Origin of the sequence: Niabella drilacis (genome assembly GCF_900101395.1) — a bacterium.
In the GTDB taxonomy this organism is placed as follows: Bacteria; Bacteroidota; Bacteroidia; order Chitinophagales; family Chitinophagaceae; genus Niabella; species Niabella drilacis.
In genome coordinates, this window is sequence record NZ_FMZO01000017.1 from 14,742 (window position 1) to 41,705 (window position 26,964).

The 26,964-nt window shown below is 48.7% G+C and carries 23 protein-coding genes; 5 read left to right on the forward strand and 18 right to left on the reverse strand.

Annotation, left to right across the window (positions count from 1 at the left end; translation table 11 throughout):
* Positions 1-139: 139 nt before the first annotated feature.
* Complete coding sequence (locus BLS44_RS21595; protein WP_090392324.1) at positions 140-1,087, forward strand: hypothetical protein; 948 nt, start codon at positions 140-142, stop codon at positions 1,085-1,087.
* A gap of 18 nt (positions 1,088-1,105) precedes the next feature.
* Here the strand turns inward: BLS44_RS21595 and BLS44_RS21600 are convergent, their stop codons facing one another.
* The 9 genes from BLS44_RS21600 to deoC all read right to left on the reverse strand — a co-directional run bounded on the left by BLS44_RS21600 (position 1,106) and on the right by deoC (position 14,395).
* Positions 1,106-2,281 (reverse strand): hypothetical protein, encoded by a 1,176-nt coding sequence (locus BLS44_RS21600; RefSeq protein ID WP_090392325.1) that lies wholly within the window; start codon positions 2,279-2,281, stop codon positions 1,106-1,108.
* Between the two features lie 13 nt (positions 2,282-2,294).
* Positions 2,295-3,536: a YaiO family outer membrane beta-barrel protein gene (locus BLS44_RS21605; protein ID WP_090392326.1), complete on the reverse strand. Its 1,242-nt coding sequence runs from the start codon at positions 3,534-3,536 to the stop codon at positions 2,295-2,297.
* A gap of 31 nt (positions 3,537-3,567) precedes the next feature.
* Positions 3,568-5,634: an LTA synthase family protein gene (locus tag BLS44_RS21610; protein WP_090392327.1), complete on the reverse strand. Its 2,067-nt coding sequence runs from the start codon at positions 5,632-5,634 to the stop codon at positions 3,568-3,570.
* A complete protein-coding gene (locus tag BLS44_RS21615; RefSeq protein WP_090392329.1) occupies positions 5,634-7,058 on the reverse strand; it encodes a glycosyltransferase family 2 protein in 1,425 nt (474 codons plus the stop codon). The genes BLS44_RS21610 and BLS44_RS21615 overlap by 1 nt, the downstream gene beginning before the upstream one ends.
* On the reverse strand, positions 7,055-8,149 hold the full coding sequence (locus tag BLS44_RS21620) for a HEAT repeat domain-containing protein (RefSeq protein ID WP_090392331.1): 1,095 nt from the start codon (positions 8,147-8,149) through the stop codon (positions 7,055-7,057). The genes BLS44_RS21615 and BLS44_RS21620 overlap by 4 nt, the downstream gene beginning before the upstream one ends.
* Before the next feature lie 20 nt (positions 8,150-8,169).
* Positions 8,170-8,547 carry a response regulator transcription factor gene (locus BLS44_RS21625; protein ID WP_090392333.1) on the reverse strand — a complete coding sequence of 126 codons (378 nt, stop codon included), beginning with the start codon at positions 8,545-8,547 and terminating at the stop codon, positions 8,170-8,172.
* A gap of 365 nt (positions 8,548-8,912) precedes the next feature.
* Positions 8,913-10,691 carry an ABC transporter ATP-binding protein gene (locus tag BLS44_RS21635; RefSeq protein ID WP_090392336.1) on the reverse strand — a complete coding sequence of 593 codons (1,779 nt, stop codon included), beginning with the start codon at positions 10,689-10,691 and terminating at the stop codon, positions 8,913-8,915.
* A 16-nt stretch (positions 10,692-10,707) separates the two neighbouring features.
* Positions 10,708-13,302, reverse strand: a complete 2,595-nt coding sequence (locus tag BLS44_RS21640; protein WP_090392338.1) for a glycosyltransferase — start codon at positions 13,300-13,302, stop codon at positions 10,708-10,710.
* Positions 13,303-13,726: 424 nt separating this feature from the next.
* The gene (deoC, locus tag BLS44_RS21645; RefSeq protein ID WP_090392340.1) at positions 13,727-14,395 is read right to left on the reverse strand and encodes a deoxyribose-phosphate aldolase; all 669 of its coding nucleotides are present in this window, start codon (positions 14,393-14,395) and stop codon (positions 13,727-13,729) included.
* A 235-nt stretch (positions 14,396-14,630) separates the two neighbouring features.
* Between deoC and aspS the strand changes: the two genes are divergently transcribed.
* From aspS to BLS44_RS21665, 3 genes are all read left to right on the forward strand, one after another.
* Positions 14,631-16,457 (forward strand): aspartate--tRNA ligase, encoded by a 1,827-nt coding sequence (gene aspS / locus BLS44_RS21650; RefSeq protein WP_090392342.1) that lies wholly within the window; start codon positions 14,631-14,633, stop codon positions 16,455-16,457.
* A 578-nt stretch (positions 16,458-17,035) separates the two neighbouring features.
* Complete coding sequence (locus tag BLS44_RS21660) at positions 17,036-17,368, forward strand: hypothetical protein (protein WP_090392346.1); 333 nt, start codon at positions 17,036-17,038, stop codon at positions 17,366-17,368.
* A gap of 81 nt (positions 17,369-17,449) precedes the next feature.
* Positions 17,450-18,343, forward strand: a complete 894-nt coding sequence (locus tag BLS44_RS21665; protein ID WP_090392347.1) for an alpha/beta hydrolase — start codon at positions 17,450-17,452, stop codon at positions 18,341-18,343.
* A gap of 147 nt (positions 18,344-18,490) precedes the next feature.
* On the opposite strand, the gene BLS44_RS21670 is transcribed toward BLS44_RS21665, so the two are convergent.
* From BLS44_RS21670 to BLS44_RS21705, 9 genes are all read right to left on the reverse strand, one after another.
* A complete protein-coding gene (locus BLS44_RS21670; protein WP_176954509.1) occupies positions 18,491-18,823 on the reverse strand; it encodes a hypothetical protein in 333 nt (110 codons plus the stop codon).
* A 246-nt stretch (positions 18,824-19,069) separates the two neighbouring features.
* Positions 19,070-19,744 carry a hypothetical protein gene (locus tag BLS44_RS21675; protein ID WP_143019879.1) on the reverse strand — a complete coding sequence of 225 codons (675 nt, stop codon included), beginning with the start codon at positions 19,742-19,744 and terminating at the stop codon, positions 19,070-19,072.
* A gap of 83 nt (positions 19,745-19,827) precedes the next feature.
* Entirely contained in the window at positions 19,828-20,526 is a 699-nt protein-coding gene (locus BLS44_RS21680) for a hypothetical protein (protein WP_090392353.1), read from the reverse strand.
* 4 nt (positions 20,527-20,530) lie between these two features.
* Complete coding sequence (locus BLS44_RS21685; protein ID WP_143019880.1) at positions 20,531-21,310, reverse strand: hypothetical protein; 780 nt, start codon at positions 21,308-21,310, stop codon at positions 20,531-20,533.
* Between the two features lie 355 nt (positions 21,311-21,665).
* The gene (locus BLS44_RS21690) at positions 21,666-22,229 is read right to left on the reverse strand and encodes a hypothetical protein (RefSeq protein WP_090392356.1); all 564 of its coding nucleotides are present in this window, start codon (positions 22,227-22,229) and stop codon (positions 21,666-21,668) included.
* Between the two features lie 28 nt (positions 22,230-22,257).
* Positions 22,258-22,395, reverse strand: coding sequence for a hypothetical protein (locus BLS44_RS26700; protein WP_176954510.1), 138 nt, complete (start codon positions 22,393-22,395; stop codon positions 22,258-22,260).
* Positions 22,396-22,404: 9 nt separating this feature from the next.
* Entirely contained in the window at positions 22,405-23,169 is a 765-nt protein-coding gene (locus tag BLS44_RS21695; protein WP_143019881.1) for a hypothetical protein, read from the reverse strand.
* Between the two features lie 218 nt (positions 23,170-23,387).
* Positions 23,388-25,469 (reverse strand): tetratricopeptide repeat-containing sensor histidine kinase, encoded by a 2,082-nt coding sequence (locus tag BLS44_RS21700; RefSeq protein ID WP_090392360.1) that lies wholly within the window; start codon positions 25,467-25,469, stop codon positions 23,388-23,390.
* A 38-nt stretch (positions 25,470-25,507) separates the two neighbouring features.
* Positions 25,508-26,218: a LytR/AlgR family response regulator transcription factor gene (locus BLS44_RS21705; protein WP_090392362.1), complete on the reverse strand. Its 711-nt coding sequence runs from the start codon at positions 26,216-26,218 to the stop codon at positions 25,508-25,510.
* A gap of 68 nt (positions 26,219-26,286) precedes the next feature.
* Between BLS44_RS21705 and BLS44_RS21710 the strand changes: the two genes are divergently transcribed.
* Positions 26,287-26,859 (forward strand): GNAT family N-acetyltransferase, encoded by a 573-nt coding sequence (locus BLS44_RS21710; protein WP_090392365.1) that lies wholly within the window; start codon positions 26,287-26,289, stop codon positions 26,857-26,859.
* Positions 26,860-26,964 lie beyond the last annotated feature (105 nt).

Below are 26,964 nucleotides of genomic sequence, written 5' to 3' on the forward strand. Positions count from 1 at the left end.
CATGAGAAAAAGTTGAAATATTTAAGGCATTATTCTACCTTCACCAAATGATTGCCTGCCCTCCCTTTTTTATCCGGGCCAACAACATTAAGGGCAGGTCCTTTATTTTACCATTGTAATCATTTTAACTGCAGTTCTAATGTATAAAAACCAGGCTAAGAAAAAAGGAATAACCAGTATAAGCTGCTTTTTATTCGCCGCCATCCTGTTAACGGGCTGTACCAAGCGCTCCTGGGAGGTAACGGAAACAGCTGAACCAACTCCTTATGGCATCAATGAAGTACTTGCCAAAGGCAGACCCGGTAACCCGGCTGCCGCCGCATTGACTACCCCCCTGGGTACCTGGTGGTGGAGTGTCAGCAAAAAGGACTGGGATACTTACCTGAATTTTGCCCAGCAGAACGGCGTTACCGAGATCTATTTTTATACGACCGATTTTTCCGCAACCACCAGTGGCTTTATCCAAAAGGCCACGGGCAAAGGCATAAAAATTTTTCTTCTTGCGGGGGATTACCAATGGATCTATGACCGTACCGGTCTTATTTCACTCATGACCAAGTACACACAGTACCAGAATTCCGTCGGCAGCGCTCAACGGTTTTCCGGTATTCACCTGGATGTGGAGCCGCATCAGGACCCGCAATTTCAACTGCAGCGGGCAACGATCCTGCAACAATATATCGACTTTGTTACCTGGGTATGCGCTCAATACAAAGATGCGGGGTCCATCGATTTTGATATTCCGTTCTGGCTGGACGATGAAGTGCTGTACAACGGCACACAACGCCGGCTGTATGAAGCCGTGATCAGTGAGGCCACCCGTGTCTTTATTATGTCGTACCGCGATACCGCAGCAAAAATGTATGACGTTTCTAAAGAAGAGATCGCTTTTGCAGTGTCTCAGAATAAGCAGATCTTTTTGGGCGCAGAAACGGCCTCTTCAAAAGAAGGAGACCAGGTCACCTATTATGAAGAAGGTAAAGCCTACATGTATGGCGAATTTCAAAAGCTGAAGACCCTGTGCGGCAATATCAACTATGGCGTGTCCGTGCATCATATAAAATCATGGTACAGCCTGAAAAAATAGAAAGGAGCAGGCCGGTAATCAGCGTCCGGACTCTTTTTTATCAGCGTAGTATTCCTTCAGGATGGTACTTACCAGCGGCCGGTAAAAGCTCCAGAAAAAACTTTTCCGTTGTGTCTTATCAAGCCGGTTCATAAACAAAAAACTAAAAAATTCGATCCCTTTAAAGTAGGAGGTATTGAACGATATCGGGTTGTCGCAGAAGTCGCCCGAAAAGTACCAGAACTGGTAATCCGTTCCCTTGTGCGACTGAACTGCAGGAAAGCTTAAAGGGATGCCATAGCGCCGCAGGATTTCCTTTCCTGCATCCGTAAGATCAAGAGCAAACCGCGCGTTGATCCTGTTCATCGCCGTGTCCGGCGTTACAACATCAAACCAATAAGAATAGTTCACTTTTTCCGGAAGGTGATAATGCTCCCTGAATGCCTTTTCGGTAACGATATACGGCAGCGGCGACACCAGGTCTTTTCCTCCTTCGAGTACGACAATGGTATTGCCCGCACCTACAAAAACGATTCCTTCATCTTTAAACGGCCAGCTGTTATTATGCCGGTCCATATACCCTTTCACCAGCCAGTGCGGGATATCTTTATTTTCGGCCGTATCCAGCTGACCAAAATACCGGCCTATCCAACCCGTCCATTTAAGTCCAAACAACTGCTCAAAGCGATACCGTTCCGAAACCGCCGAAGGGGATCCGATCGTATTAAACTCTGCCAGCACCAGTTTTCGTTTCTGCTTCATTTTCTCCATAAAATCCACGTCCTGCATGCTCAGTCCTCCATATACCGTGCGGGAGCGCTCGCCGATATTCTTTTTCAGGTACCACTCATTTGAAAAAACACCGTAGGCATCTGTGTAATACGCCAGGTCCGCATCATTGCTTAGCTTATCCAGCAGCGATGCGTCAAAACGCTCCAGGCCCTTTAACCGGAATTGTTCATTTTTCTTTGGGAAAAACCCAAAATAGTCGCTGCCTACATGGTACAGGTGGCGGGCATCCTTGGTGAAGCGGTAATGATTCAGGATCCAGGTCAGCGAAATATGCTCCTGCCCTTCTGTGGTCAATACTGTTTTATCTACAATGGCAACCACCAGCTGTTTTTTGGGCGTCAGCAACCAAAAAAGCCACATCAGCAGCGGGATGAGGAGTAATACCCAGGGGAAAAAATAAGCATACCTGCGATTCCGTTTCATAACTGGTTCTCTTTTAAAAGCGCCGGATATATCCGACACCGGCCTGGATCTGGTTCCCTTTTGTATCCGGCATATACTCCTGGTTGATGAGGGAGGCGCCCAGTGTAACAATATTCAATTTAAAAGCATGCCTGAAATCAAGAGAGGCTTTATACGTTTTGAGCGGATAGGCCGCATTGAGCTGGGGGCTCAGATAGCGTTCATCCGGAGAGACCCCTGTTCCCAAATTTAACCCGATAAAATCATCGGCACCACCAAAATAATAGCGGCCAAGCAGGTTATAGGAAACGGAGTTCCTGCTGGTTTTGGATGGCACAAAGTAAGCCCGGGCTCCAAACAGAAAGCTGCTGTAATATTTGCCGATATAAGCTGTGTATATGTTGGTAGCCGAAGTAAAATAAAGATGCCGTATACCCAATTCGGCCTCAAAACTGCGGGGCAGGTTCGCATACACGGAAAGGCCCGCGCGCCACCTGGGAAAAACGCCCACATTATTGGAGTAGCCCCCATTCACATACAAATAAAAGGTCCTGGAGATCCGGGGATAGGCATCTACCTCCAATTGCACGCCATTGTCCCGGAACCGGTTTGCATAGTTCACCCGCCCGATCACTGTTCCGATACCTGTGCGCCGCCCGTAGTCCAGACTAACCAGGTGCCATGGGTCATCAAACTGTTTATCAAAATAAACATAGTCATAAGAAATACCCACCCGGTTTAAAGAACGCTCATCCCTAATACTGTTTCCTAATGCCAGCGCTTCTGCATTTTTACTGTTTTTCTTCAGGAGGGTGTCCACAATATTCCCTGCCTCCCCATAGTGCCGCATGGCTGCAAGTACTTTTGCTTTCCGGAGCAGCAGCGCCGCCGAAGCCGGATGGTATTGTAACCCGGCATTTGCCCGTTCCAATGCTGCCGCGTTATTATCATTCCAGTATTCCAGGTCGGTGTAGGCAACCGCAGCATCCTCGTAGTCCGGTTCATCGTTCAGAATATAGTTAAAGCAGGCCCGTGCACTGTCCGGCCGTTTTTGCCAGGTGTACAGCCGTCCCAGGAAAACCCGGACGTCTGCATATTTCGGGCTCAGCCCCAGTGCTTTTACTGCATAATGCTCTGCCAGCACATAATCTTTTTTTTCAAAAGCCGCATGCCGGGCAGCCTGGAAAAGGCCATCAGACGTTGTGGTATCTGCCTGCGCACATACCTGCAAACCGGCAAAAAGCAGGATCCATAACAAAGGAGCTCTTATTGACATAGTTGATCATTTTAAATTTTGGGGCAATGCATTATTTTTCTGTTGTATAGAGCCGGTATATCGAATCCGGTACCAGCCCGGCGCCATCAATAACCTGCCGGTTCTTCCGCTTAAACCGGTCAAAGGCACCGGTAAGCCGGTTCAGTACCTCTTTTGAATCACCCGGTACCAGGTCAAGCCGCTGGTCCATTTCAAATAACGTGTTCCCGTTGATCATATAGGTTCCCTCCACAAAATCGACCAGGTCATTCTTATCCTGCATCAGCGGGTAAGCATGCACATTCCGGAATGCACGTGCCGTATCCAGCCCGGAGCCTATCCAGCTTACCAACGATGGCATTTGCAGGGAATAGCTCTGTTTCAGGAAAGCCAGCAAGGACGGGGTTACATCGAAATGGGCAACCACCGGTGAAAATTTTGCAGACCGGCGCAGCAATGGCGACCAGATGAGGAGCGGTACATGATAGCGGTCGATCTTACTGTTCAGCGGCAGTTCCGGCATCTGGTGATCGCCGGTCACGAGAAAGATCGTATGCGCAAAATCCGGCCTCCGGCTATAGGCGGCAAAAAAATCCCGCAAGGCGTCATCGGCGTATAAAATACTGGCGTATTGATCCCGGTAATTCCGGGTCACCTGTTTTTCGGGTTCGGGAAAATGGAGATCCGTCAGGTGCTGTTCAAACTTTTTAAAATACACTTCCTGGTCGTTTACCAAAAACGGGCTGTGAGTGGCTACTGTAAGTAGTACCGAAACCTTTGGCGCAGCGGGCGCCGGCGCCTGCGAGTTTAAATACCAGCGGAACAACTCCTTATCCCCGTACCCCCATGAAAACCCGGAGCTGGCCGCCGGCAGTTTCCGGTAACCTGACGGAAAGCTTTTTATATCCCTGATAGCGCCGATATGATTCTTTTGCATAAAAAGATCCATGTTATCAAAATGCGCATCACCACCATAATAAAAGGAGGTGTTGTATCCGTTATGTTTTAGCAAAGACAATAAACTAAGGTGTGCCGGCATGGATGCCCCCAACTCCGCAAAGCCGCTTTTGGCAAAGGGCAGCGATCCTAAAAGCCCCGGGAGCACTGAAAACGTTCTCCCGGATGTACTCAGGCAGTTTTCCCAGTAAAGCCCGGTGCCTGAAAGGGAATCCAGGAACGGGGTGAAATTGCCCAGGCGGGCCCCGCTGTTCGCAAACGCGGCGCCCAATCCCTCAACAATGACAATGACCAGATCCGGGGGCCGGTCTGTCTTTTGAAAAAACGGGGAAAGAAGGTCCGGTGTGTCTTCCCTGCGCAGAAACGGATACCGGGCTTCATCTACATATTTAAAGGACCGGAGTGAATCCCGTACTAAAGCCCCGCTATCATAATCCCCGGAATAAAAATCGCTGTAAATATCTGTGGGCTGCTCCTGCGGACTGAAGTACCCGATAGACCCGGAATAAAAATAATAGGATTTGTTTACCGACAGGTTGTTGGCATATTCATTTCCCGGATGCATTCCTGAAACACGCAAAGCCGGATGAAAGGGCGTCAGCAAGGCAAGCAACAGTACCACGGTGTAGCTGCCAGCGGCCCGCAGTTTTATTTTCCGGGGCAGCATTGCAAGGCCGGAGATGACAAGTGCCAGGAACACTATCAGCACCACCACGATCCAGGCGCTGACCCCGGCCGCTCCCACTGTTTGCCGGATATCCGAAGACTTATACAGCCACAGATCTCCACCCAGCAAATTGAACGACTGTTGGAAATAAAAAACCAACGCAAGCTGCACCAGGCACAAGGAGCTCCCCAGCGCCGTAAAGACAACGGAAGCCAGTTTGCGACTGATCATATAGCACCCCATATAAACCAGATAGAGCAGGAAACCGATACCTGCCAAAAATGCAAGATCCTTCAACAGCCCCGTAAACAGCACACTCCAGAAAAACGCATTAAAGCGGTGCTGGTAGCTGTCATATCCCATTTCAAACAAACGCAACACCAGGAACAGGCCGGCCAGCACCATGAACTGCGGCACAAAACCGGTACAGGAGCCCTTTAGTTTCCTGAAAAAGAATGATTCCTTTTTTACGGGTTTGTATGGGTGTCGCATCATTATGAACTCTTTTTATCAAATCCCTCCCGGGCCATATCGCCCCAGCTATGCCGGTTCCTGAAAATATCCACCAATCCCCTGATGCTGCTCCAGACAACAAAAGGGTGAAAATTAAACGGCTCGCTCATACTGGTCAGCAGCAGTTTGGCAATATCTGTTCTCCGCCGGTACTGGTTGTAGGTTTTTACCTCCATATAAACTGCAAATACGGAGTACAGGTAGTTAAACCCGATCACAACCGCAAGCAATGCAAAGAACAGCTCCCAGTCCACGAACCCTGCAAATACCATAACCAGGAAAGCCATAAATCCGAGAAACTCAATAACGGGAGCCAGCAATTCAAAAAAGAACCAGTAAGGATAACTCAGCATACCCAGCAACCGGTAGCGGGGGTTAAAAAACATGATCCTGTGAAATTTCAATGTTTCATACGTGCCCCTGATCCAGCGGTTCCGCTGCCGGCCCAGCACCTTATAGGATGCGGGGGCTTCCGTCCAACACAGGGGATCGGGAATATAGGTAACTTTATAAGGCCGTTTCCGTTCCTCCATATAGCGCCGCATCCGTACCACCAGCTCCATATCTTCGCCTACAGTGTTCCGGTTATATCCGCCGCATTCAATGACGATTTCCTTATCAAAGGCTCCGAATGCACCGGAGATCAGTAATAGCCCGTTGAGCCGGCTCCAGGCCATTCTGCCCAGCAAAAAAGCACGGATGTACTCGAGCGTCTGCATCCGTGGCAGGTATTCTCTTGGCAGTCTTACTTTCACAAGGCTGCCGTTTTCAACAACGGAGGAGTTGGCTATGCGTATCACACCTCCGGATGCGATCACCCTTTCGCTGGTGGCTTCCATAAAGGGCTTTACCATTTTTAAAATGGCATCCTGTTCCAGCACACAGTCTACATCAATACAAATAATGTAGTCGTTAGCCGCAATGTTGATCCCCACATTCAATGCATCCGCCTTACCTCCGTTTTCCTTATCAACCACTACCACTTTCCGCAGTACCGGGTTCCGGCTTTTATACACGCCTTTTATATCCTTTGTGGGTATCTGGTGCGGAACAAAAAAGTCAACCTTTTCAAGCTGATAGGCGTTGATCAGCTTTTGCAGGCTGTCATCCTTGCTGCCGTCGTTTACGATGATCACCTCCAGGTTATAATAATAGATCGACAACAGGGAGCGGACATTGTCTACAATTGTCAGTCCTTCATTGTAGGCAGGCGCAATAATACTTACAGAAGGTGCATGCAGGGAGGAAGCGATCATCCGGTAATCCGTTACCCGGTTCTGGTGAATATACTTACGGGTTTCCCCGATGGAAAAAACACCGATAAATATATAGAAGGCAAAAAGCACTATGGAATACAGGAATATCCCAAAAGCAAATGCTTCCAGTATGAGGGCCCACCAATTCATCTTTTTAGCTCGAACCTTAAATGATTATAAATATTGCGGAACGGCAATGGCTGTTGTGCGGCTTTGCTTTCGAGCAGCCCCCACCCGGCCGTACAGCAGGTTACGATCACCCGGGCAGCTCCCAGCTTCAGAAAATCGTTCCCGCTGTCCAGCTCCTTCATAAGGAATGGCTGTTGCGCATCCCCGGCAATGGCGGTGAGACTGTTTAAAATCACGATCTTATTCCTCGGGGTTTCTGAAGCATAGCGTTCACACAAAATAGCCGCTGTTGCATCCCCGGCGATCTCCTTCAATGTTTTCGCGGCCTGTCCCCTGACCTCCTCTCTTTCATGCGTTAAACAGGAAACCACCTCGTCATGCACTTCAAAGCATTGATAGATCTCCGCAAGCTTTAAAGCAAATACTACCACCGTATTGTTATCAGAATACAGCCAGTTGCTTAGCCCGGGGATCGGTTCAGGATCAAGCGGGCGCAGCTGCTCTATCAGGTTCAGCTGCTGCCAGTCTGAAAGGGAATGGGTCAGCACATTAAGGAACCGCAGCCCCCTGAATCCATAAAAATTAAACATTGCAGCCTGAGCCTCCCGCCGGATATATTTATTCCGGTTATTGGTCAGTTTAAAGATCCGTGCGTTCATATCTTCCTGTTTCATCACAGACAGCTCGTTGATCCCTTTCACCTTTTTATACCATACCGGGCTATCCAGTTTTTCAATGGAATCGGCCTTAAAACCCAGCTCCAGGTACAGGGCAACCACTTTATCCCCCACCGTTCCGGCAACACTCTTTTTCAACTCGATAAGACTGTTCAGCGCGAACTGCCGCTTATCGCGCTGCTTTAAATGTTTTGCAAACTTGGCCGGGATCCGGGAAGCCGGGATCTGTGTGTCTTCCAACACCAGTTTGCTTACCCATAGCTCAAACCCCATCCGGAAAGACTCCGGGCGAAAGAAGGCCTGTTTACGCTTGTAAAGATTCCAGTAAATCAAAATAAGCAGCACCACAATAAGCACCGCAAAGCCGGCGGCCACTGCATAAAAAAAACCAGGTTTCAGCAGATCTGATATGGATAACAACCCGTACAAAGCCATTAAAAGGAGCAATTAAAACATCAGGAATTTGCATCTGCATTTATAGTCCCCATCACCCTTTTGATCCGCATTTCCAATTCTTTCAGACCAAAGGGCTTTACTACATAATCATCCGCGCCCAGCAGAAAAGCTTCTTCCACGGCATTCTCCTGCCCCATGGCAGAAAACACGATGACCGGTATTTTTTTGCTTTTTGCTTTTGCCGCGTTCAATACTTCCAAACCCGAAACAAAGGGCAGCATGATATCCGTAATGATGAGGTCCGGGGCAAAGGCATCCAGTTCCTGCAACGCCTGCCTTCCATCTGAGCAGGGATGCACGTCATAGCCGATCTTCTTCAGCTTCAACTCAATGGCGCGCAACAACGCCGTTGCATCTTCAACAAGTAAAATTTTCATAGTTTAGTTTTTCACATATAAACCAGAACCAATATATTGTTTAAGGGCCAATAGTATCAAGGTTACAGAGGACCGCTACCGGGTGATACCAATACAACAAAGATATATAAAAGCTGCTTTATTTACTGCAAAGCCCGGGGTAAACGCATCTGTGCCGGGTGAACCCCAACATGGTTCACGGTTATATTGCCGGCGGACGGGATAGCATTCCAGGCGGCCCAGGGGCCTACAATGGTTGAAATTCCCGGCATGCGGTTGTTGGCATCATCAATTCCGGCCGCCCCGCCCGGCTTAACGCACACGGGTGCTACCGGTATCCGTGCGCATCTGCCAGGAAACAATGCGCCAATGAAGTGTGCCAGGAGTTACAGCTGCAACTGCTGTGTATACAATGCTTTTTTCCCCTCCAGGTATGAGGGTGCGGGGTCTCTTATAACATCAACGATCTTTCCTTTCTCAAGGTGCAGGATAATATTACATAACCGTAGTGTATCAAGGCGATGGGTCACCAAAAAGGTATTGCGCCCCTCTACTAACCGCCCGATCGCCTCAATAACCATCTGTTCGGTATGCATATCTAAAGAGCTGGTGGGTTCATCGAGCAGCAATATGGGAGCATTTTTGATAAATGCGCGGGCGATGGCAATGCGTTGCCTTTCACCACCCGACAGTTTTGCACCTCTTTCGCCCACCTGCGTGTCATAACCGGCCGGTAGATTCATAATGAACTCATGTGCATTGGCATTTTTAGCCGCCTTCACAATTTCTTCGCGGGATGCCTCCGGCCGGCCATATGCAATGTTCTGCGCAATAGTCGTGGATAACAACAAGGGCTCCTGCAGCACTATAGCGAACTGGTTGCGATAATCGGAAAGCCCGATAGAATGGATGTCCAAACCATCAAGCTGTATGGTTCCGGAGGAAGGATCATGAAACCTCAATAACAGGCTCAGGAGCGAAGATTTCCCGGAGCCGGTTGAGCCAATAATACCCAGGCGGTCGCCAGGCTGTAATTCCAGGTTGATGCCGGACAATACCGTTTTTGCCGGATCATAAGCGAATGATACGTTTTTTAGAGAGAACCGGCCCCTGACTGCCGGGCAGGGAACATGTTGCACTGCAGCGTTAAATTCCTGGGGCTCGTCGAACAGGGCATACGCACGTTTAATGCTGGTAAGTGAAGACTGGATATCGGAGATGTTTCGTGTAATAACATCTATTGGGCCATAGATCTGGGCTACATAAGCGAGAATTATGGTCAGCTCACCCAGCGTCATGCGATTATTGTGAATATCATAAGCGCCTACATACATAAACAGCGCTGTTACTATTGCAAACAACATCCCCACCACAAAGTAGAACCAGGCGCTGGCCCGTGCCACGCGCATCTGTCCATCTACCACTTCATTTGCCCGGTCAGTAAACCGTTCCGCTTCTATGCTCTCCCTGCCAAAAGACTTAATAATCCGTATCGCTCCCAACACCTCGTTCATTACCGACATGGCATTGCTTTCGCTCGTCTTTACATCATTCCATTGCTGTTTCCATTTAGCCGCAGATTTACGGATAAGCAACACAAGCGGGGGGATAACTCCCAGCAGCATCAGCGAAAAGGTGGCATTGATTGAAAACATTACTGCCAGCATGGCCAGCAAGGTTACCGAAGAGGTTATGAGCGGCATAATGTTAACGATCAACAACGTCTTGATGTTGGCGGCATCATACTGAATGCGGTATAAAGCATCTGCAGTACCCATATTGTCATGGTGTGCAAGCGATAACCGCTGCACATGATCAAAGAGGTTACTGCGGAACCGGAGCACCAGCTTTTCACCGGCGACCGTGTTGAGCAGCCAAATCACCAGCTTGTAGCAGTTCTCCAGTAATGCGATCCCCATTACCAGCGCCACTGAAAGCAGCACCACCGTTCTGAAATCAATACCACCCGGGAAGAACCCGGCAATGAAGCCTGGCAGCGGCGCATGATTAAAACCACTGTCGATCAGGATCTTTAATCCAAGCGGTTTAAGCAGGACAAGAGATACGGCCAAAACATTCAGCAGTACGATCACACCCAGGAGCAGCCAGTAGGGCCGCGCCTGTACCAGTACCCGAATAAACAAAGCTCTTTTTTTTGTTGCCATTTACTGGAAGTTATTATTATTGAGATTCAACCGGCAGCAGTGCCGGCGAAGTTTTGCCAGGTTCCGGCTGTATATGCGGCACCGATACCATCTCATCCACTACAAGCGGCGCCGGCTTTGCATCAAATTGCAACTGATGAAAAGCCGCCATTACCGTAGCCAGCGATTGCCGGTATCCGCTCCAGACCAGGTTGATGAGTACAAGCAGCATGGCAGCCAGCAGCGCAGCTCCTGTCCATTGTTGCCGGAACAAAGCGAGGGCTCCTACCGCCAAAAGGAAAATACCGATGGCAACCGGAAAACGGAAAAAACGTGGCCGGAACCTTAATTTAAGATACTGCCTGCCTTGCCCGTGCTCTTCAACCAGTACCGTGCTACGCATGGCCACCACTAAATGATGGATGGACTCCAGGTCCCAGCGGTCAAATGTATGCCCCCGCTTTACCTGTGCGCCCGACGCTGCCAGGTTGGTTTCTAACACGGTAAGCCATTCGTGCGGGGCCTTCCAGGTTTCGGACCAGACAGCTCCGCCACGTGTTGTTGTTTTCGTAGCAGTGGAAACACCTGCACTCCCCCGCCGTTTTCTCCAGGGCGTTAAACCATGCTGTACACGACCGATCAGGCGTGCTGCCGGCTGTACGAAATGAAGCCCTATGATGATCCACAGGTACTTATAGTGGCGCCCCAGTCTTTTGCTGGCTTTCCAGTTCTTACCGGCGCTGTAAATGATCTGTATGAACGAAGCCATCAAACAAATGGCCAACACGCCCCATGCGCCAAACCATACCGGCGATACAAGCCCCAGAAACCCCACAACTCCGAGTGCCGCACACAGCAACCCCCACTCGGGCATCAGCGGGATCAATCCCCACCAGCCCCTGGATGGACTGTACACTGATTGAAAGGGTGCGCTGCCCCAGCTGCCAAAAAAGATCTTTTTCTTTTTCCAGGGTATGGGAAAAGTAGTGCCCGCACCATATATACTCCCGTCCCAATTATAATGGCCAAGTGCATTATACCTTTCCGGCCATTTTTGCTCAAGCAGGGCTTCCGCCTTTCCGTAGCCCTTTTGCTGCTTCCAGTATGCGCGAAACGAATTCCTGCGATGATGCCATACCAGGGCGCCCGGATGATAGCCAATAGTACCACCGGCCTCCTGCAGCCGCCAGCAAACGTCAACATCATCGCCGGCTGCACGATAGCGGGGATCAAATCCCCCGATGTCCAGCAGGGCCTGACGGCGGATCACCATATTGCACCCGGGAATATGTTCGGCTATCTCATCGGTAACCAAAACCTGCAGCGGTCCACCCGGTGCACAGCCTACACAGGCCGCCAGACCGCCATCTTCACCGGGCACCAGGTTGGGGCCACCAACTGCAACATAATCACCATGTGTAAAGGCATAAGATAAATAATTCAGCCAGTCCGGATCGGGGTAAGCGTCATCATCGATGTATGCAATGACCTCGCCGGTTGCAGCCTTCATGCCGGTATTACGGGCATTACTGAGCCCCCTGTTTGGCGTGCGGATCAGTTGAACCGGGTACCGGCTCACGATCTCAGCCAGGTTATCGCGCGAGCCGTCGTCCACAACGATCACCTCATAATTATCATAGCGCAGCTGCAGGATCCCCTCCAGGCACTGGCCGATCGTTTTACTGCCATTGTAGGAGCATACAACAACGGAAAAGCTTATGGCTACAGGGTTAATACTTTGCTGTATGGCGGAGAAGGTCCCCGCTACGACGGCCATCGCCGGCTTGGGTCTCCGCTGCCGGTCAACAATTCCAAAATCCCAATCCAGGATCTCCAGCCCTCCCCGCCACCACTCATCGGTCCAGCTGAAAACAAAAAGCCCGGCGCATCCCTTTCCAAGTACCATTTGTATCTGCCAGCCAATAGCAGCAGCCTGCTGCTCCTCCCCGTTGCGCTGGCTGTCCAGCCCCATTTCTGCAAGCAGCAGGGGGCGATCCCCGCACAAATTATGCAGGCGCGCCAGGTAGCCAGATAATTTCTCCGGCGTTTCCAGGTAAACATTGATACTGTAAAAATCAAGGAAATCAAGATTGAGATATTCCGTGGTCGGGTAATTTACATAGGTCACCAATCCTTCCGGATCAGCAAGTTTTACCGCGTCAAATAACTGGCGTAGAAATTTTTCAACTTTCTTTTTCCCATACCACCGTACTATGGAGGCCGGTATCTCATTACCGATGGTATAGCATAAAATGGCCGGATGCTGCGCACAGGCTGCTACTGCTTTCCCCACGCGTTGTATAATCTCCCCACGGGTATCTTTATCAAGAAAAGTAATATGTTGTTCCCAAGGCAAACCGACCATTATTTTCAGGTTATATTGTGCGGCCAGATCCAGCAATCCGGCCGGCGGCACCGTATACACCCGTACGCTGTTGATGCCGCTGGCCTGCATTAAGCGGAAATCCTGCTCCACCTGCCAAAGAGGTGGAAATTGATGTCCCCCGATATCCGGCGCAAACGTTCCGTAGGTTACCCCTTTTATGAAATACTTTTTATTATCGCAAAAAATAAATTTCCCCTTAACCCTGGGGCGCGCTCCGATTTCCGGGCCATTGGTTCTGGTTTCCATTTCTTAACCTTTAAAGTTTTACACTACTAAAACCGGAAAAGAAGGCTTTTAAGTTCCGATACCATTCCTGTATCAGCAACTGTGTATTTCCTTAAAAGGTCAAACCCCTATAATACCGGGTCTGCAAAAACTTACGTTCCCGTTTACTACCCTGTTTCTTTAAAAGACGAGCAGGGTCATTATGGCCACAGCACTACGTTACCAGCAGACTGTATCAGCCATCATCTTCAAGGTTATATATGTTGAGAACAGGGCTTTGGATTTTTTGGATTAAAAACTAGGGGTACATTATATTAACATCTCAAAAGCCACCCCAAAAGTAAAAAAAATATGGATGACATTTGCGGTCATCCATATTTTTTTATAAAAACGTTTTTTTGTGCCGGGAGCAGGTAACTCCCCTGTCCATTCACTACAATGCCCATCAGTAACCGCCCGCACCCTGCTCTCCCTTTACGATGGCCACACCCGCACTGCAGCCCAGCCGGGTGGCACCTGCTTCCACCAGTTCCTTTGCAAATGCATAATCCCGTATACCGCCACTCGCCTTTATCTGCACGTTTGAAGGCAGATGCTTTTTAAATAACGCAACAGCATGCACACTGGCGCCTTTTTCTGCATAGCCCGTAGAGGTTTTTAGATAGTCGATACCGGCCGCACCGTACAATTCACAGCATTTAATGATCTCTTCATCGGTTAACACACCGCTCTCAATAATGATCTTGATCACTTTGCCCTTTTCGCGGATCACGGGCATCAGGTGATTGATTTCGTTAGCCAGGTATTGCCAGTCGTTATTCTTTAAAGCGACCAGGTTGATCACAATATCCAGTTCCTCAACCCCATCTACCAAAGCCAGCAGCACTTCCGCCAGCTTTGCTTCAATTGCGGAATAGCCAAAAGGGAACCCGATCACTGTTGCGGTCTTTACCCCGGTACCCTCCAGAAGGCTTTTTGCCTTTCTTACAAACGGCGGAGGTACGCAAACGGCCGCAAAACCATAGGCTTTTGCCTCGCTGCATAAATTCTCAATATCGCTCACCAGCGTAGTGGGCTTAAGGATCGTATGATCTATATATTTCGCAATATCCATTATTCCTGCTTTTGATTGCAAACCTACTGATTTCCCGCAGTATTGAGCGGCCGGCAGTCAGCTTTTAGCTTTCAACCCGGCTGCCCGGAACGCATTAAGCGGCAAAACAGGCATTCCGCACCGCGTATCCGGCGCCGTTCCGGTGCAAACCTTCCCAAAGCCCCGGAAAACATTAAACCCTGAACTTCAGGCCGGGAACCGCCCCCAGCCCTTATCTTTGCGGAAATTTTCAAGCATGTTTCGTACTAAAACCTGCGGTGAGCTAAGAATCGCAGATATTCATAATGAAGTAACCCTGGCCGGTTGGGTACAAACCGTCCGCAAATTTGGCAGTATTACATTTGTAGACCTTCGCGACCGTTATGGCATTACCCAGCTGCTGTTTTCCGAAGCCCTGAACGATCAGCTGGATGCCAACCCGCTGGGAAGGGAATTCGTGTTGCAGATCACCGGGAAAGTGAGCGAGCGGAGCAATAAAAATAAAAATATCCCTACCGGTGATATCGAGATCCTGGTAGACCGCTTTTCCATTTTGAACAAAAGCATCACGCCGCCGTTCACCATCCAGGATGAAACAGATGGCGGGGATGACCTGCGGATGAAATACCGGTTCCTGGACCTGCGCCGCAACGCGGTAAAAAAGAACCTGGAGCTTCGCTACGCCATAAACCGTGCAACCCGCAACTATCTGCATGAGCAGGGCTTTATGGATATTGAAACCCCCTTCCTGATCAAATCCACCCCTGAAGGAGCCCGCGACTTTGTGGTTCCCTCCCGTATGAATCCCGGTGAGTTTTATGCCCTGCCCCAGTCGCCCCAAACCTTTAAGCAGCTGCTGATGGTAAGCGGGTACGACCGGTACTACCAGATCGTAAAATGTTTCCGGGATGAGGATCTGCGTGCAGACCGCCAGCCGGAGTTTACCCAGATCGACTGTGAAATGGCTTTCGTAGAGCAGGAAGATATCCTGAACACGTTCGAGGGCCTGGTTAAACATATTTTTAAAGCGGTAAAAGGCATCGATTATACAGAAGCGGTAACCCGTATGAGCTGGGAAGACGCTATGTGGCAGTATGGCAACGACAAACCGGATATCCGTTTCGGCATGCAACTGCTGAACATTAAAGCCCCTGCGCATGTCTATGTTCAGAAAGAACGGAATGAAGCTCTGGTAGCCGGGGCCGGGTTTGGCGTATTTGACGATGCAGAAACCGTGCTGGCTATTGCTGCACCAAGGTGCAGTGAATATACCCGCAAACAAACAGATGAACTGACGGAATGGGTAAAGCGTCCCCAGATCGGGATGAAAGGCCTGGTGTTTATCAAATGCAATGCTGACGGCAGTTTTAAAAGCAGTGTAGACAAATTTTACAGCGAAGACCGGCTAAAAGCCATTGCTGAAGCCGCCGGGGCAAAACCCGGAGATCTTATCCTGATCCTTGCGGGTGCTGAAGAACGGACCCGGAAAGCTATGAGCGAACTGCGCCTGGAAATGGGCAAACGACTGGGCATGCGAAAAGACGATGAGTACAGGCTGCTTTGGGTGCTTGACTTCCCGTTGTTTGAATACGATGAAGAAGGAAACCGCTGGGTAGCGCGGCACCATCCGTTCACCTCACCCAAACCCTCCGACATCGATACGATGATCGGCAATAACCCGAAGATTGAAAATGCGGCCACTTACTTAAGCCATCCTTATGCGAACATCAAGGCTAATGCCTACGATATGGTCCTGAACGGTAACGAGATCGGAGGTGGCAGTATCCGTATCTACCAGAAGGAGCTCCAGCAAAAAATGTTTGAAGCCCTGGGGATGGACGAGCAGGAGCAACAACACAAATTCGGGTTCCTGCTGGGCGCCTTTGAATATGGAGCTCCGCCACACGGTGGTATTGCCTTTGGCCTTGACCGGGTCTGCGCTATTTTGGGTGGCAGCGAAAGCATCCGCGATTTTATCGCCTTCCCCAAAAACAACAGTGGCAGGGATATCATGCTGGACGCTCCGGCTACCATCGATGATAAACAGCTGGATGAATTACAGATAAAGATTGATTTAAAATAGCAACCGGGTCGCCCGGCAGCGCGCTATAGAAAGCATATCTTACCGACCGGCGGCAATCCCTGATAAGGGATCTCCGCTGGTCTTTTTTATGGCCGCTACAGGGAGGTTGCATAACATTTTTATTACAAGCTGCCTTGTAGTCAGTTTTCCCCCCCGGGAGCGCCGGATCTTAACAGCCCTTGTTGCGGGTAGGGCGGATTCGCCGCGCTTTGCCCGCCCGGAAGCCCGCGGGGAGACCTTAAAAATGGATACAAAATGCTATACCCACCAGGGCAAACGCATCTGATTTCAGCATTGTTCAGCTCCGGAGGAACAGCGTGTTTATAGTAATCTGCTGTTTTATCAACCCGGCTCCTGTAGGAGCCGCGTAAAATTTCCGGCCCAACAAACACGCGGTTCCTACAGGAACCGGGGTTTCCCCTTTAATATCCTGCTATAAACACGAGGCACTTACAGTGCCTGAAAATGCTCCAGGAGTGCTCTTTTCACCCAATTTAGATGCGTTTGCCCTGCTATACCCACTTTAAATGAGCCCGGTTCAATCGCTTTTTTGTATTTTTAAGACCAAATATTGAACCATGCTGCAAATATTGCTCCGGGGCATACCACAACTGATCATCTTAGCTGCCCTGTTTTACTACCTGGTCAAAAAAAGGAATGTACTCAGCGTTATTCTTTTTGTCAGCTGCCTGGCAAGTTATGCGATCAGTCAGCTTCAGTTCCAAAAGTCCATGTCCATTCAGCAGGATATGGGTGAGCGACTCCGAACGATGCAATTACTCGGCAGCCTTTCACTGATCAGTTATACCGTTTTTGCCGTTGCCTTTTTAATACTGATCATTGACATCCTTAAGCCCACCGCTTCAGGCTATCAATTTCTTGACGATACAAAACAACCAGGCAATCTATAAATTCAGGCCACAGCCATATATTTAGCCGATCAAAAACAGAGGCCATCCACCATTGACTATTGACTAATTAAACCCATCATAATGAAACGTATTCTTCTATACACCCTTTGCTTATCGATCTTTATTACCGCCTGTAACAAGGAGGATGATTTTAAACCGGATAACAGCCCCATTCCCCCGCCGTCCCAGGCCTATAATAAGTCTAATGTTTCCTATGGCCCGGATGCGCTTCAGGCAATGGACATTTACCTGCCGGCAGGCAGATCTGCAGCAACCACCAAAGTATTCATTTTTATACATGGCGGCGCATGGGCCGAAGGCGATAAGGCAGATGCGGATCATGCTCCGCTGATCGACTCCCTGAGAAGACGCCTCCCGGATTGGGCTATTTTTAATCTAAATTACCGGCTGGCCGGTGGCATTCCGCTCAAAAATAAATTTCCGGCCCAGGAGGAGGATATTAAGAAAGCGATCCAATATATCTACGACAAACGGCAGACCTTTACAATTTCGGATAAATGGGTATTTGCCGGCGCAAGTGCGGGGGCGCACCTGGCATTGTTACAGGGGTATAAGAACAATAGTCCCATCAAACCCAAAGCGATCATCGACCTATTTGGACCAAACGACATGACCGCTTTATACAACTCCTACAACAATAACGATCCGGCTGAGGCCGTATTGATCAGCTTACTGATGAGCGGTACGCCCAGCAATAACCCAACGATGTATCATGACAGTAGTCCTATTAACTATGTAACAGCACAATCGGCACCCACCATTATATTTCATGGAGGCCTGGACGATGTGGTTCCAAAAGAACAATCTTACACATTGCAGGCCAAACTCAACAGCGTGAGTGTTCAGAACCAGCTCGTTTACTATGAAAATCAGACCCATGGCTGGTCAGATCCCGCTATCTGGTATGATTGTCTTAACAAGGCACAAAGTTTTATTACCGCCAATGTTCCATAGACCTTCGGGAAGAAACGGTATGCAATAAAAATGCCGTCGGTTATGATATTTCCGGTTTTTCGGAATGACGGGTCCGGCTTTTCATCATCATAAATAGTACGACAGGTCACTCCGAAACCTCAACGCAGGCATTGTTGTCAGCAGCTGTTAAGGCGTATACACTTCGGTTATCTTTATCACCGTTCCGGATGCTATAACCAGGCCATACAGCTTACCGGCATATTCCCTTTTCAACTGTGCCAGGTCACTTTTGTACAGACGGCTGCTGCCCTCCCGGATGAGCCATACACTACAGGAGGCTGCCACCGGCAGTGTACGGGTTCCGTAAACGAGGCGGGACCTGCTACCCTGCACTAAAGCTGATAGCAGCACCCTCCGGAATCGCGCGGTAACCGATTCCAGGGCCCTTTTTGGGCAAACAAAAAGGTACAAGAACGCAAAGTTTCTGCACAGATTTTGAAGTATCAGTAACTTTTTCATGCAGCATTTGGGCGAGCCTTTGCCCGAAACCCGTTGTTTTACAGCATTATTTGATGGGTCGCCGGGTTCAACAGCAGACCCTAAGTATCGTAACATAATCTGCTCTCAAAACCGTTGTCTTATTCGCAACAAAGACCCCTTTGATCCATACCGGTTGGGATACAGGAATCCTATTATATTGTGCCCGCATTTCCACAAACATCACCGATAACAAGATCAAAAAAAGAAGCCGTTTCATTTCCTGTTCTATTTTGTTGTTACAAACTCAAACTGCTCGCCGCCATATACCAGGGTAGAAAATCCGCCGCGACCATTTTGCCAGGGGTAGCTATTATGATTGTCCACTTTAAAAAAATCATATTTGAATACAGAAAGGTTGTTGGAAAACATCAGCGGGAACGTAAGTCCGGCTGGTAAAATATGCTGATACTGTTTCAGATCCTGGTCGTTATAGCAAACACCATATTGTCTTACCTTGCCCGCCCCATCCGCATTCCAGGGTTTTATTTTAACCGACTGAATATTGGCCCATACGGTAGTTCCTTTTTGAGCGGCTGTTGCATCAATGGTAATGTCAACATATCCCAAACGCTCCGGCTCCGTAATAAGCGGAAAGTTCAAAGTGGTTGAATCGTTGGCAACAAACGTGTACAACTGTACGCGATAATTCCCGGCCGAAGGCGAGCGCAGCCCCAGGCGGCTGATGATTCCTTCTTTATACGTAATAAAACGGACTCCCACCTGGTACGCTCCCGGGGATCCATCGGAAGTACCATTCTCCGGATCCAGGGCATCAATATCTGCCATAGGGTTAACGACCACTGCAGGCGTTTTTACAGGTGGCGGATCCACGGCTTTTTTGTCTTTTTTGCAGGCCGCAGCCATGAGTAAAATCAATGATGCTATAATTGTATATTTCATTGCAGGTTTTTATTAGTGATTAGTGAAAGAAAAAGCAGTATAGCCTCCGGTTGCACCTAAATCTTCAGGTGTGCAGGTGTCAGCTATTTTACAACAGGCGCCTGCGGCCGGGTAGATGGCAAGCCGGGCAATACCTTTCTCACTACATTTAATGGGGCGGGGTAAACAGCGTTCCATGTTCCTTTGGCCGTGGCCGGCTGAATAGGCTGCAAATTGAGATATTGCTTATACCCGTCAGCAAATGTGAGCGCGATCACAAAGCTGCCAAACATTTCCTTCTGCTGGTATTTTGCATACCCGGAGGGCTTAAAAAACAGATTGACAACCAGCTCTCCGTTTCCCTCCGTTACAAAATTTTTATACTTCAGCGATTGATCAACAGGAATATCAAAGGTCTGGCGATACACATTCCCGTATGCTTCATTCGTTTTTATCACCTCTGTGTTGGAAGCGATATGCTTCAGATCAACATTGCAGAATTCGGTGGCATATGCATGAGCGCCTTGTGCTGATGATGCATTTAAAAAATGAAACTGCTCCGTTTTAAATGCATTGGGATTGATTAATATAGTATTCGCATTTGTAATGATGAGTTGCATTTTTACAAGCGGGTTATTCAGAAAAGTTTCCTGCCCCTTCACATAATTTTCAGGAACCCCCGTTTTTTCTACAACGGGCCGCTTACGGCTGTTTATCTGTGCCGGTGCGTCCGGTACCAACAGCAGGAGGAGGCCGGCAACAAAAGCCGTACCGGCCATCTTCTTTACATTAATACGTTTCATTGTTTCACTTTTTAAAATCGCCGTTAATCAATTCAAAATCATTTTTCAGATCTTCAAACTCATTGGTATAGGTCGCCTGGGAACTTATGGCATACCCATCAGCATTATACGTTTGTGACCGGGCTTCGGAATAACTGCTACCGGCAGGCAGGGTTTTGGTGGTCACACTTGCGGTCCCATTCTGGTTGCAGAACCCGGAACTCAATATTTGCATTGCGCGTTCCGGTTCCACATAGTACTCGCTGCGTTTATTGGTATAGGTAAATGTTTTCTCCTGTGTTTGGATACCCGAAGCATTATACGTTTTCTGCAGGGCTATATTCTTTTTATCTGCCGTAAACTGATATACGTCCTTCCCGTTGAGTGTTCCGGATGGATTGTAGCGGACTGCCTCATAACCCGTAGCGGTGAAATTATAAATAGTATAAGCATAAATCGCCCCCCCTGGCAGACTGTAAAAATTCACCCTGGAAAGATTGCCGCCGGCATCGTACTCATAAGTCCGGTAACCATAGGCAGCATTGTCAAAATCGGCCCTGACGATCCTGTTATGATCATCCCGGCTTGCGGTCAAAACATAATTGCTTAAAGAACCTGCAGATATGCATTGAAGCATTTTTCCGTTGGCATCAAAGGTATACTCAATGCTCCAGGCAGAACGCCCCTGCACATGACTGCGTTTTTTTAGCAGGTAGGTCTTTTCGGGCACGGCCTCAACATCTTTATCCTTATTACAGGCAGTCCAGACAACGGCCAACAATAATACAGTAAATAGTTTTTTCATTTTCAATGGTTTTAATCTTTGTACTTCGAAAGTACCAAGCGACATCAACCCTGCACAAACCAACCGACGAACGGAAATAAAAAATCGATGAAAGAAATTTTTCTATGAGAACAGACGCCAGATGCCAGACATCAGATGTTAGACGATGAATGTCATACATGATGTCTATTGTCAATCGTCCAGCATCTATTGTCTATTTAATGCTGTTTCCCTGAAGCCGCTGATGCACAGATCTGGCTGCAGCTTTAGCAGTGATCAAAAACAGCTCAGAGAAGGCGCTATCGGTGATCCTGGGTTTCTGTGGCAACCATAAAAACCGACAAGGAAACGATATTGATTGTCTACCATCTAAAGTCTAAAACGGCAACACAGCGTTTACCGTCTTCTTTTCCCCATCTTCATTGAATAAGACCAGATCTTTGAGCTCCATGGTCCTGTTTTTTACGGTAATGCTGCCGGTGGATTTTTCGTTACCGGTAAACTGTTTGCTCCCCAGGCCACTTCCCACGCCACTTAGGGCCACAGCTACAATGCCCGGCTCCGGTTCCGTCATCGGCAGTGAACTTCCGCCATCATAGATCTTTAAGGCAGGATTGGTAGCAGCATCCTGTTCGTTAACGAATGTAACCTGCAGCAACTGGAAATCCGGATTCGTTGCGCCGCCCTCGTTATGCTGGCACAGTACAGAAAAATTGGATTTTACCTTATCGCTGCCAAAGTACTGCGTGGTAACTTCTGCGGCAACTTCCTTTCCATCGAAGCTAAAGCTGCCGGTTTTACCTGCTTCACTGCCGCTTTCAGCTCCGGCCGCTGCGGCAACTTTATTTACCGTATTCGTTTCCTTCTTTTCTGTGTTGCCGCCGCTGCAGGACCAAAGCAGCATCGAAAAAATAAGTGCGGGAAAAATAGCCTGTTTCATTTGTTGATTGTTTATCTGTTTTTAGAAGTTATTTGACAATGATCGTCCAGAAGGTCATTTTGCTGAGCCTGGTTTTTTCAGCAGGTTGTGCCGTTGCTGCCCCGGAACCGGATAATGCCGCTATTGCCAGGAGTATAAGTTTGCCGATCATAATATTCCTGCTCATTTAAATTTCTTACTTTAAAATATACTCGTAAGTCATATTCGACGGTGCCGCACCGGTGCTGTAGGTTTCTTTATCGGTAAGCGGGTAGCCCTCAGCGTTATAGGTATATGTGTGCCGGGTAGTATAGGAGGTTCCGCTAACCGAAGTGCTCGCCACCTCTACAGCATGCTGATTGGCAAAGCCCTGCTCTATCTTCATCATCTCGGAATACGGGTATATATTTTCCGGGCTTCGTGTAGTAAGAAAGGTAAACACGGTTTCCTCTGTTTTGGTACCCGCGCTATTATATACGGTACGGCTTGCTATATTTTTTTTATCAGCGGTATATTGAAACACTTTTTTAGATCCGGCCACTCCCGCTGCAGCATACGAAACCTGCTCATACCCGTCGGCGGTGTAGTTGTACAGGTAATACCGGGTCAATGTGCCGGAAGCGTTGAAGAACGAAGCTTTTAAGACCTGCCCGGAGGCATTGTATTCAAAGGTCCTGTACCCATTGTTGTGCTGCGCTTTTGTTATCCTGCCTGCGGCGTTGCTGGTATAGGTATAGTTGACAGCCCCCGCCGGTGTTGTTTCTATATTGTAAAAAATACTGGAAACTATTTTGTGCCCCGCGTCGAAAGCATAAGTCTCTGAACCATTTTTTGAGCCGTCGGCGCCATACACCCAGTTCCATTTACTCATAAATACAGCTTTGGCAGACGGAACATCCTTATCTTTTCCGCAGGAAGCTGCAACCACTGTTAGCACCAGCAAGACAAATACCCTTTTCATTGGAATCATTTTCTGTGTCTTTTGATTTTGTATATCCTATCGATATCAAAATAAAAGATCGCAGCGGCCGTTCACAAATTTCACCGATAAACGGCTGCAAATAATCGATGAACGGAAACGGTGTGTAATTTGAAAGTAACGTATGAGGAACCTGGCAACGGGCAGCAAACATGCACGTAAAAAAAGCCGTCACAGCAGACGCTATTCAAATGGTTCATTTAAAATTCCAGACAAGCCCGGGTATAAGTGCCATCATAGTGAAAAGACACCGTAGCATGGATCTTCCGGCTCAGCTCGTCTACCAGTTTCAACCCCAGGCCCGAAAGTGATGCAGCATGCTGCTCCTGGCGGATCAGCCGTTCGTACTGCTCCTGGGTAAATGCAGCTCCCTGGTTTTTGACCAGCAACCAGGTTCTTCCGTTTTCCTGTTTTGCTTCAATTTGTATCAGGCTCCCCCCGGGTGCTGCTTTAATGGCATTTTGCAACAGGTTGCGAACAATGGTTTGCAAATAGTTCGCATCCGTTTGCACCGTCAGATCTTCGGGAATTCCGGTTTCAAACACAATCTTCCGGGCCTCGCTGTTGAGTTGCAGCAGGCGCTGACAATCCATTACAACGGCGGCTATATTTACAGGCTGCAGCTGCGCCTCAAAGGCATTCATCTGCGTTTTGCTCCATAGCAGCAGGTCTTCCATTGTTTCTAACAGCGACCCTGTGGCATTTTGGATCTTGCTGCTTAATGCAGCCTTTTGATTTTCATCCAGTGCACCGGGGTTCAGTTGCTGCAGTCTTAAAAACTGATATACCTGGTTCATAGGGCTCCGCAGGTCATGACTGATAATTCCGAATAATTTAGCCTTTGTTCTATTGGCTTCCTCCAGGGCTGAATTGAGCCGCACCAACAAATCGGCATTCCGTTTCTTATTGCGGTAAAACAACAACAACAGTCCTGCCAGCAGCACAAGTGCAACGATGCCGGCCACCAGCCATAACCGCTGCTGCCGCGCAAAGGAGATCTGTGCCTTCTGAGCCTCTATCTCTTTTACCTTTTCCTTATTCTGAAAACGGGCTTCGGCATTGGCCATGCTCTGCTGTGCCGCCCGCGCATCCAGCGAATCCCGGAGCGGCAGGTATTTTGCATAATACAGATCCGCTTCCTGCCATTTTCCCAGTCCCTCGTAACAGGCGGCCAAAGCCCTTAATACTTTTGCATACAGATCAGCACTAAAGCCCTGCCTTACGGCTTCTGCCCTGATCAGGTAGGGTAACGCCTTCACGTAATTTTTTTGAACCGATAAGGCCCTGCCCATTGTATAGTTGAAGGAACCGGTTTCTATGGCGTCCTGCACCTTGGTACCGATGAGCTTTTCGGCCATTACCAGGTACGGCATTGCTGCTGCTGCATTTTCCCGGTCCAGGTAATATTCAGCATTGGAAAGGTATGTACTGATCAGCGTAGACCATCCGTCGGCAATTTTATAATGATGCGCCACCATATTTTCCAATGAATCCTCGTACTGCCGGGCGCTGACCGTATTGCCCATTTTCAAATAAGAAGTGGCCATTCCCTTATAGTATGCACAGATGCCGGCTTTATAATTCCACAGCAAGGGACGCGCCTGCCGGTAAAATTCCTGGGCCTTGGTATAGTGGTCCATGGTCTCGTACAGGTCTCCAATATTAAAATAGGCAACACCTATATTAACGGAATCCGCGTCACCATCTTTATAGAGCCCTTGCTGCATCTCTGTTTTCATCAATCCAAGACTCTGAAGCCGGTAATTCAGCTCCTGCTCCCGCCAGCCGATTACCCTGTAGTAATCCGCCAGTTTTATATAACACGCTTTTTTAAGGGAAACGCTGGATGTTGTATCGATCATCCTATTTAATGCTGCGGCAGTTTTATCCCGTTCAGTCGTGTAGCCGTCTGTATAATTATACAAATACATCAACTCAAGCAATGCATTACTGATCCGTTTACTGTTTTCAGCAAGGTGCGCATAGGTCAGCGATCGTTGATAATAGAAGATCGCCGAATCGGATAGCACGCCCTGGTAGCCAACGCCGATATAGAAATTGAACAGGGAAAGATTCGTATTGTCTCCGGATGGTATCACGGCAAGCGTCTGGCGGGCCAATGCCTGTGCCTTTCCGTATTCCTCTACCCGGTTTAAGGAGTCGCAGGCCAGCGAAATACGTAGTAATTGCTCTTTTGTTTTGACCTCCTGCGTCCGGCCATCAAAGGCAAACAGCAAAAGGCCCATCAAAGCGGTTGTATAGAGGACAACATTCCGTTTCATATTGCAAGGCTTATTCTTAAAAAACAGTTCCGGTCTTATTAAAATTTCATTTGGGCTACAACGCTGCGATAGGTCTTGCCGATGGGTATGGTGGTATTACCGCATATCAATTTATCGGTGTGCTGTTCGCGTACTTTATGAACCGCAACGGCATAACTGCGGTGCACCCGCAGGAATTTTTTTCCCGGGAGCCGCTCCAGCAGCCCGGTAAAAGTAGCAAGCGTCATATAATTTTTATGCTCCGTTACCACCCTGGTATAGTCCTGCATCGCTTCCAGGTAAATGATGTCATGCTGCGGAAGTTTGATATGACTATGCCCCTCCTTTATTACAAGACTTTCCTTTTCGACCAGCACCTCATAAGCAGCGGCCTTTCTCCTGATGGCCAGGTAGTCTTTGATCCGCTGTACACAAAGCGCAAATCGCTCTGCAGTAAGCGGCTTTAAAATATAATCGAGGGCCGAATGCTTAAATCCCTCCAGGGCAAACTCGGCATGCGAGGTAATAAAGATACAGACAGGTATTTTATCCCGGATCCGGCTGACCAGGTCCAGCCCGGTAAGCCCCGGCATATCAATGTCCAGGAAAGCAACATCAGGCCGGTTGGCCTCGGCAAATACCAGGCCTTCTGCAGAACTGGTAAAATAACCGGCAGCTTGCAGGGCCGGGTAGGCCGCTACATACTCCCGGAGCACCAGCTGGTCCAGCAGGTCATCATCAATTACCACAAAGCGGATCGGATCCGTCATAAACAGATTATTGTACGCTCAAAGATAAAAATTTTATGTACGTTTGAAGGGTAATTAAAGGTAACTGTATGAGCGACCTTATTTCACTGGAAACGGAAAGACTGCTGCTGCGGCCCACATCGGAAGAAGATGCTCCCTTTCTTTTTTATTTAATGAATTCGCCCAAATGGCTAAAATACATCGGTAACCGGGAGATTACTTCTTTTGAGAAAGCCCGGAATTATATCCTGCTGCGGATAAGGCCGCAACAGCAGCTGCCTGGCTTTGGAAGTTTCACCGTGATCCGCAAGAGCGATCAAAAAAAAATGGGAACCTGCGGGCTTTACCGGAGGGAAGGGTTACCGGCCCCGGATATCGGATTTGCGTTGCTTCCCCGGTTTGAGCACAAAGGGTATGCTTTTGAAGCAGCGCAGAAGCTCCTCGAAACCGGTTTTGAAGCCTATCATCTCGAACAGGTCTTTGCCATCACCATGCCGGGGAACAGCGCCTCGCAAAAGCTCCTGAAAAAACTGGGGCTGAAACCCAATGGGATGTTCCTGCTTCCGGGTGACGAGACCGCATCCTGCCTGTTCCAACTGGCGCACAGCGCCTGGGCTTCTACCCGTCATCCAAAGCTGCAGCTCAATTCCCCGGAACTCTGAGCCTTTTTCCGCCCCCGCTGCGAAGAGGAACGGGGAAAGATCAGCGGGAAAAACGCCCGCAAACCGAACGGCACCTGTTTAGAAAAAATTCAACAGTCCAAACTC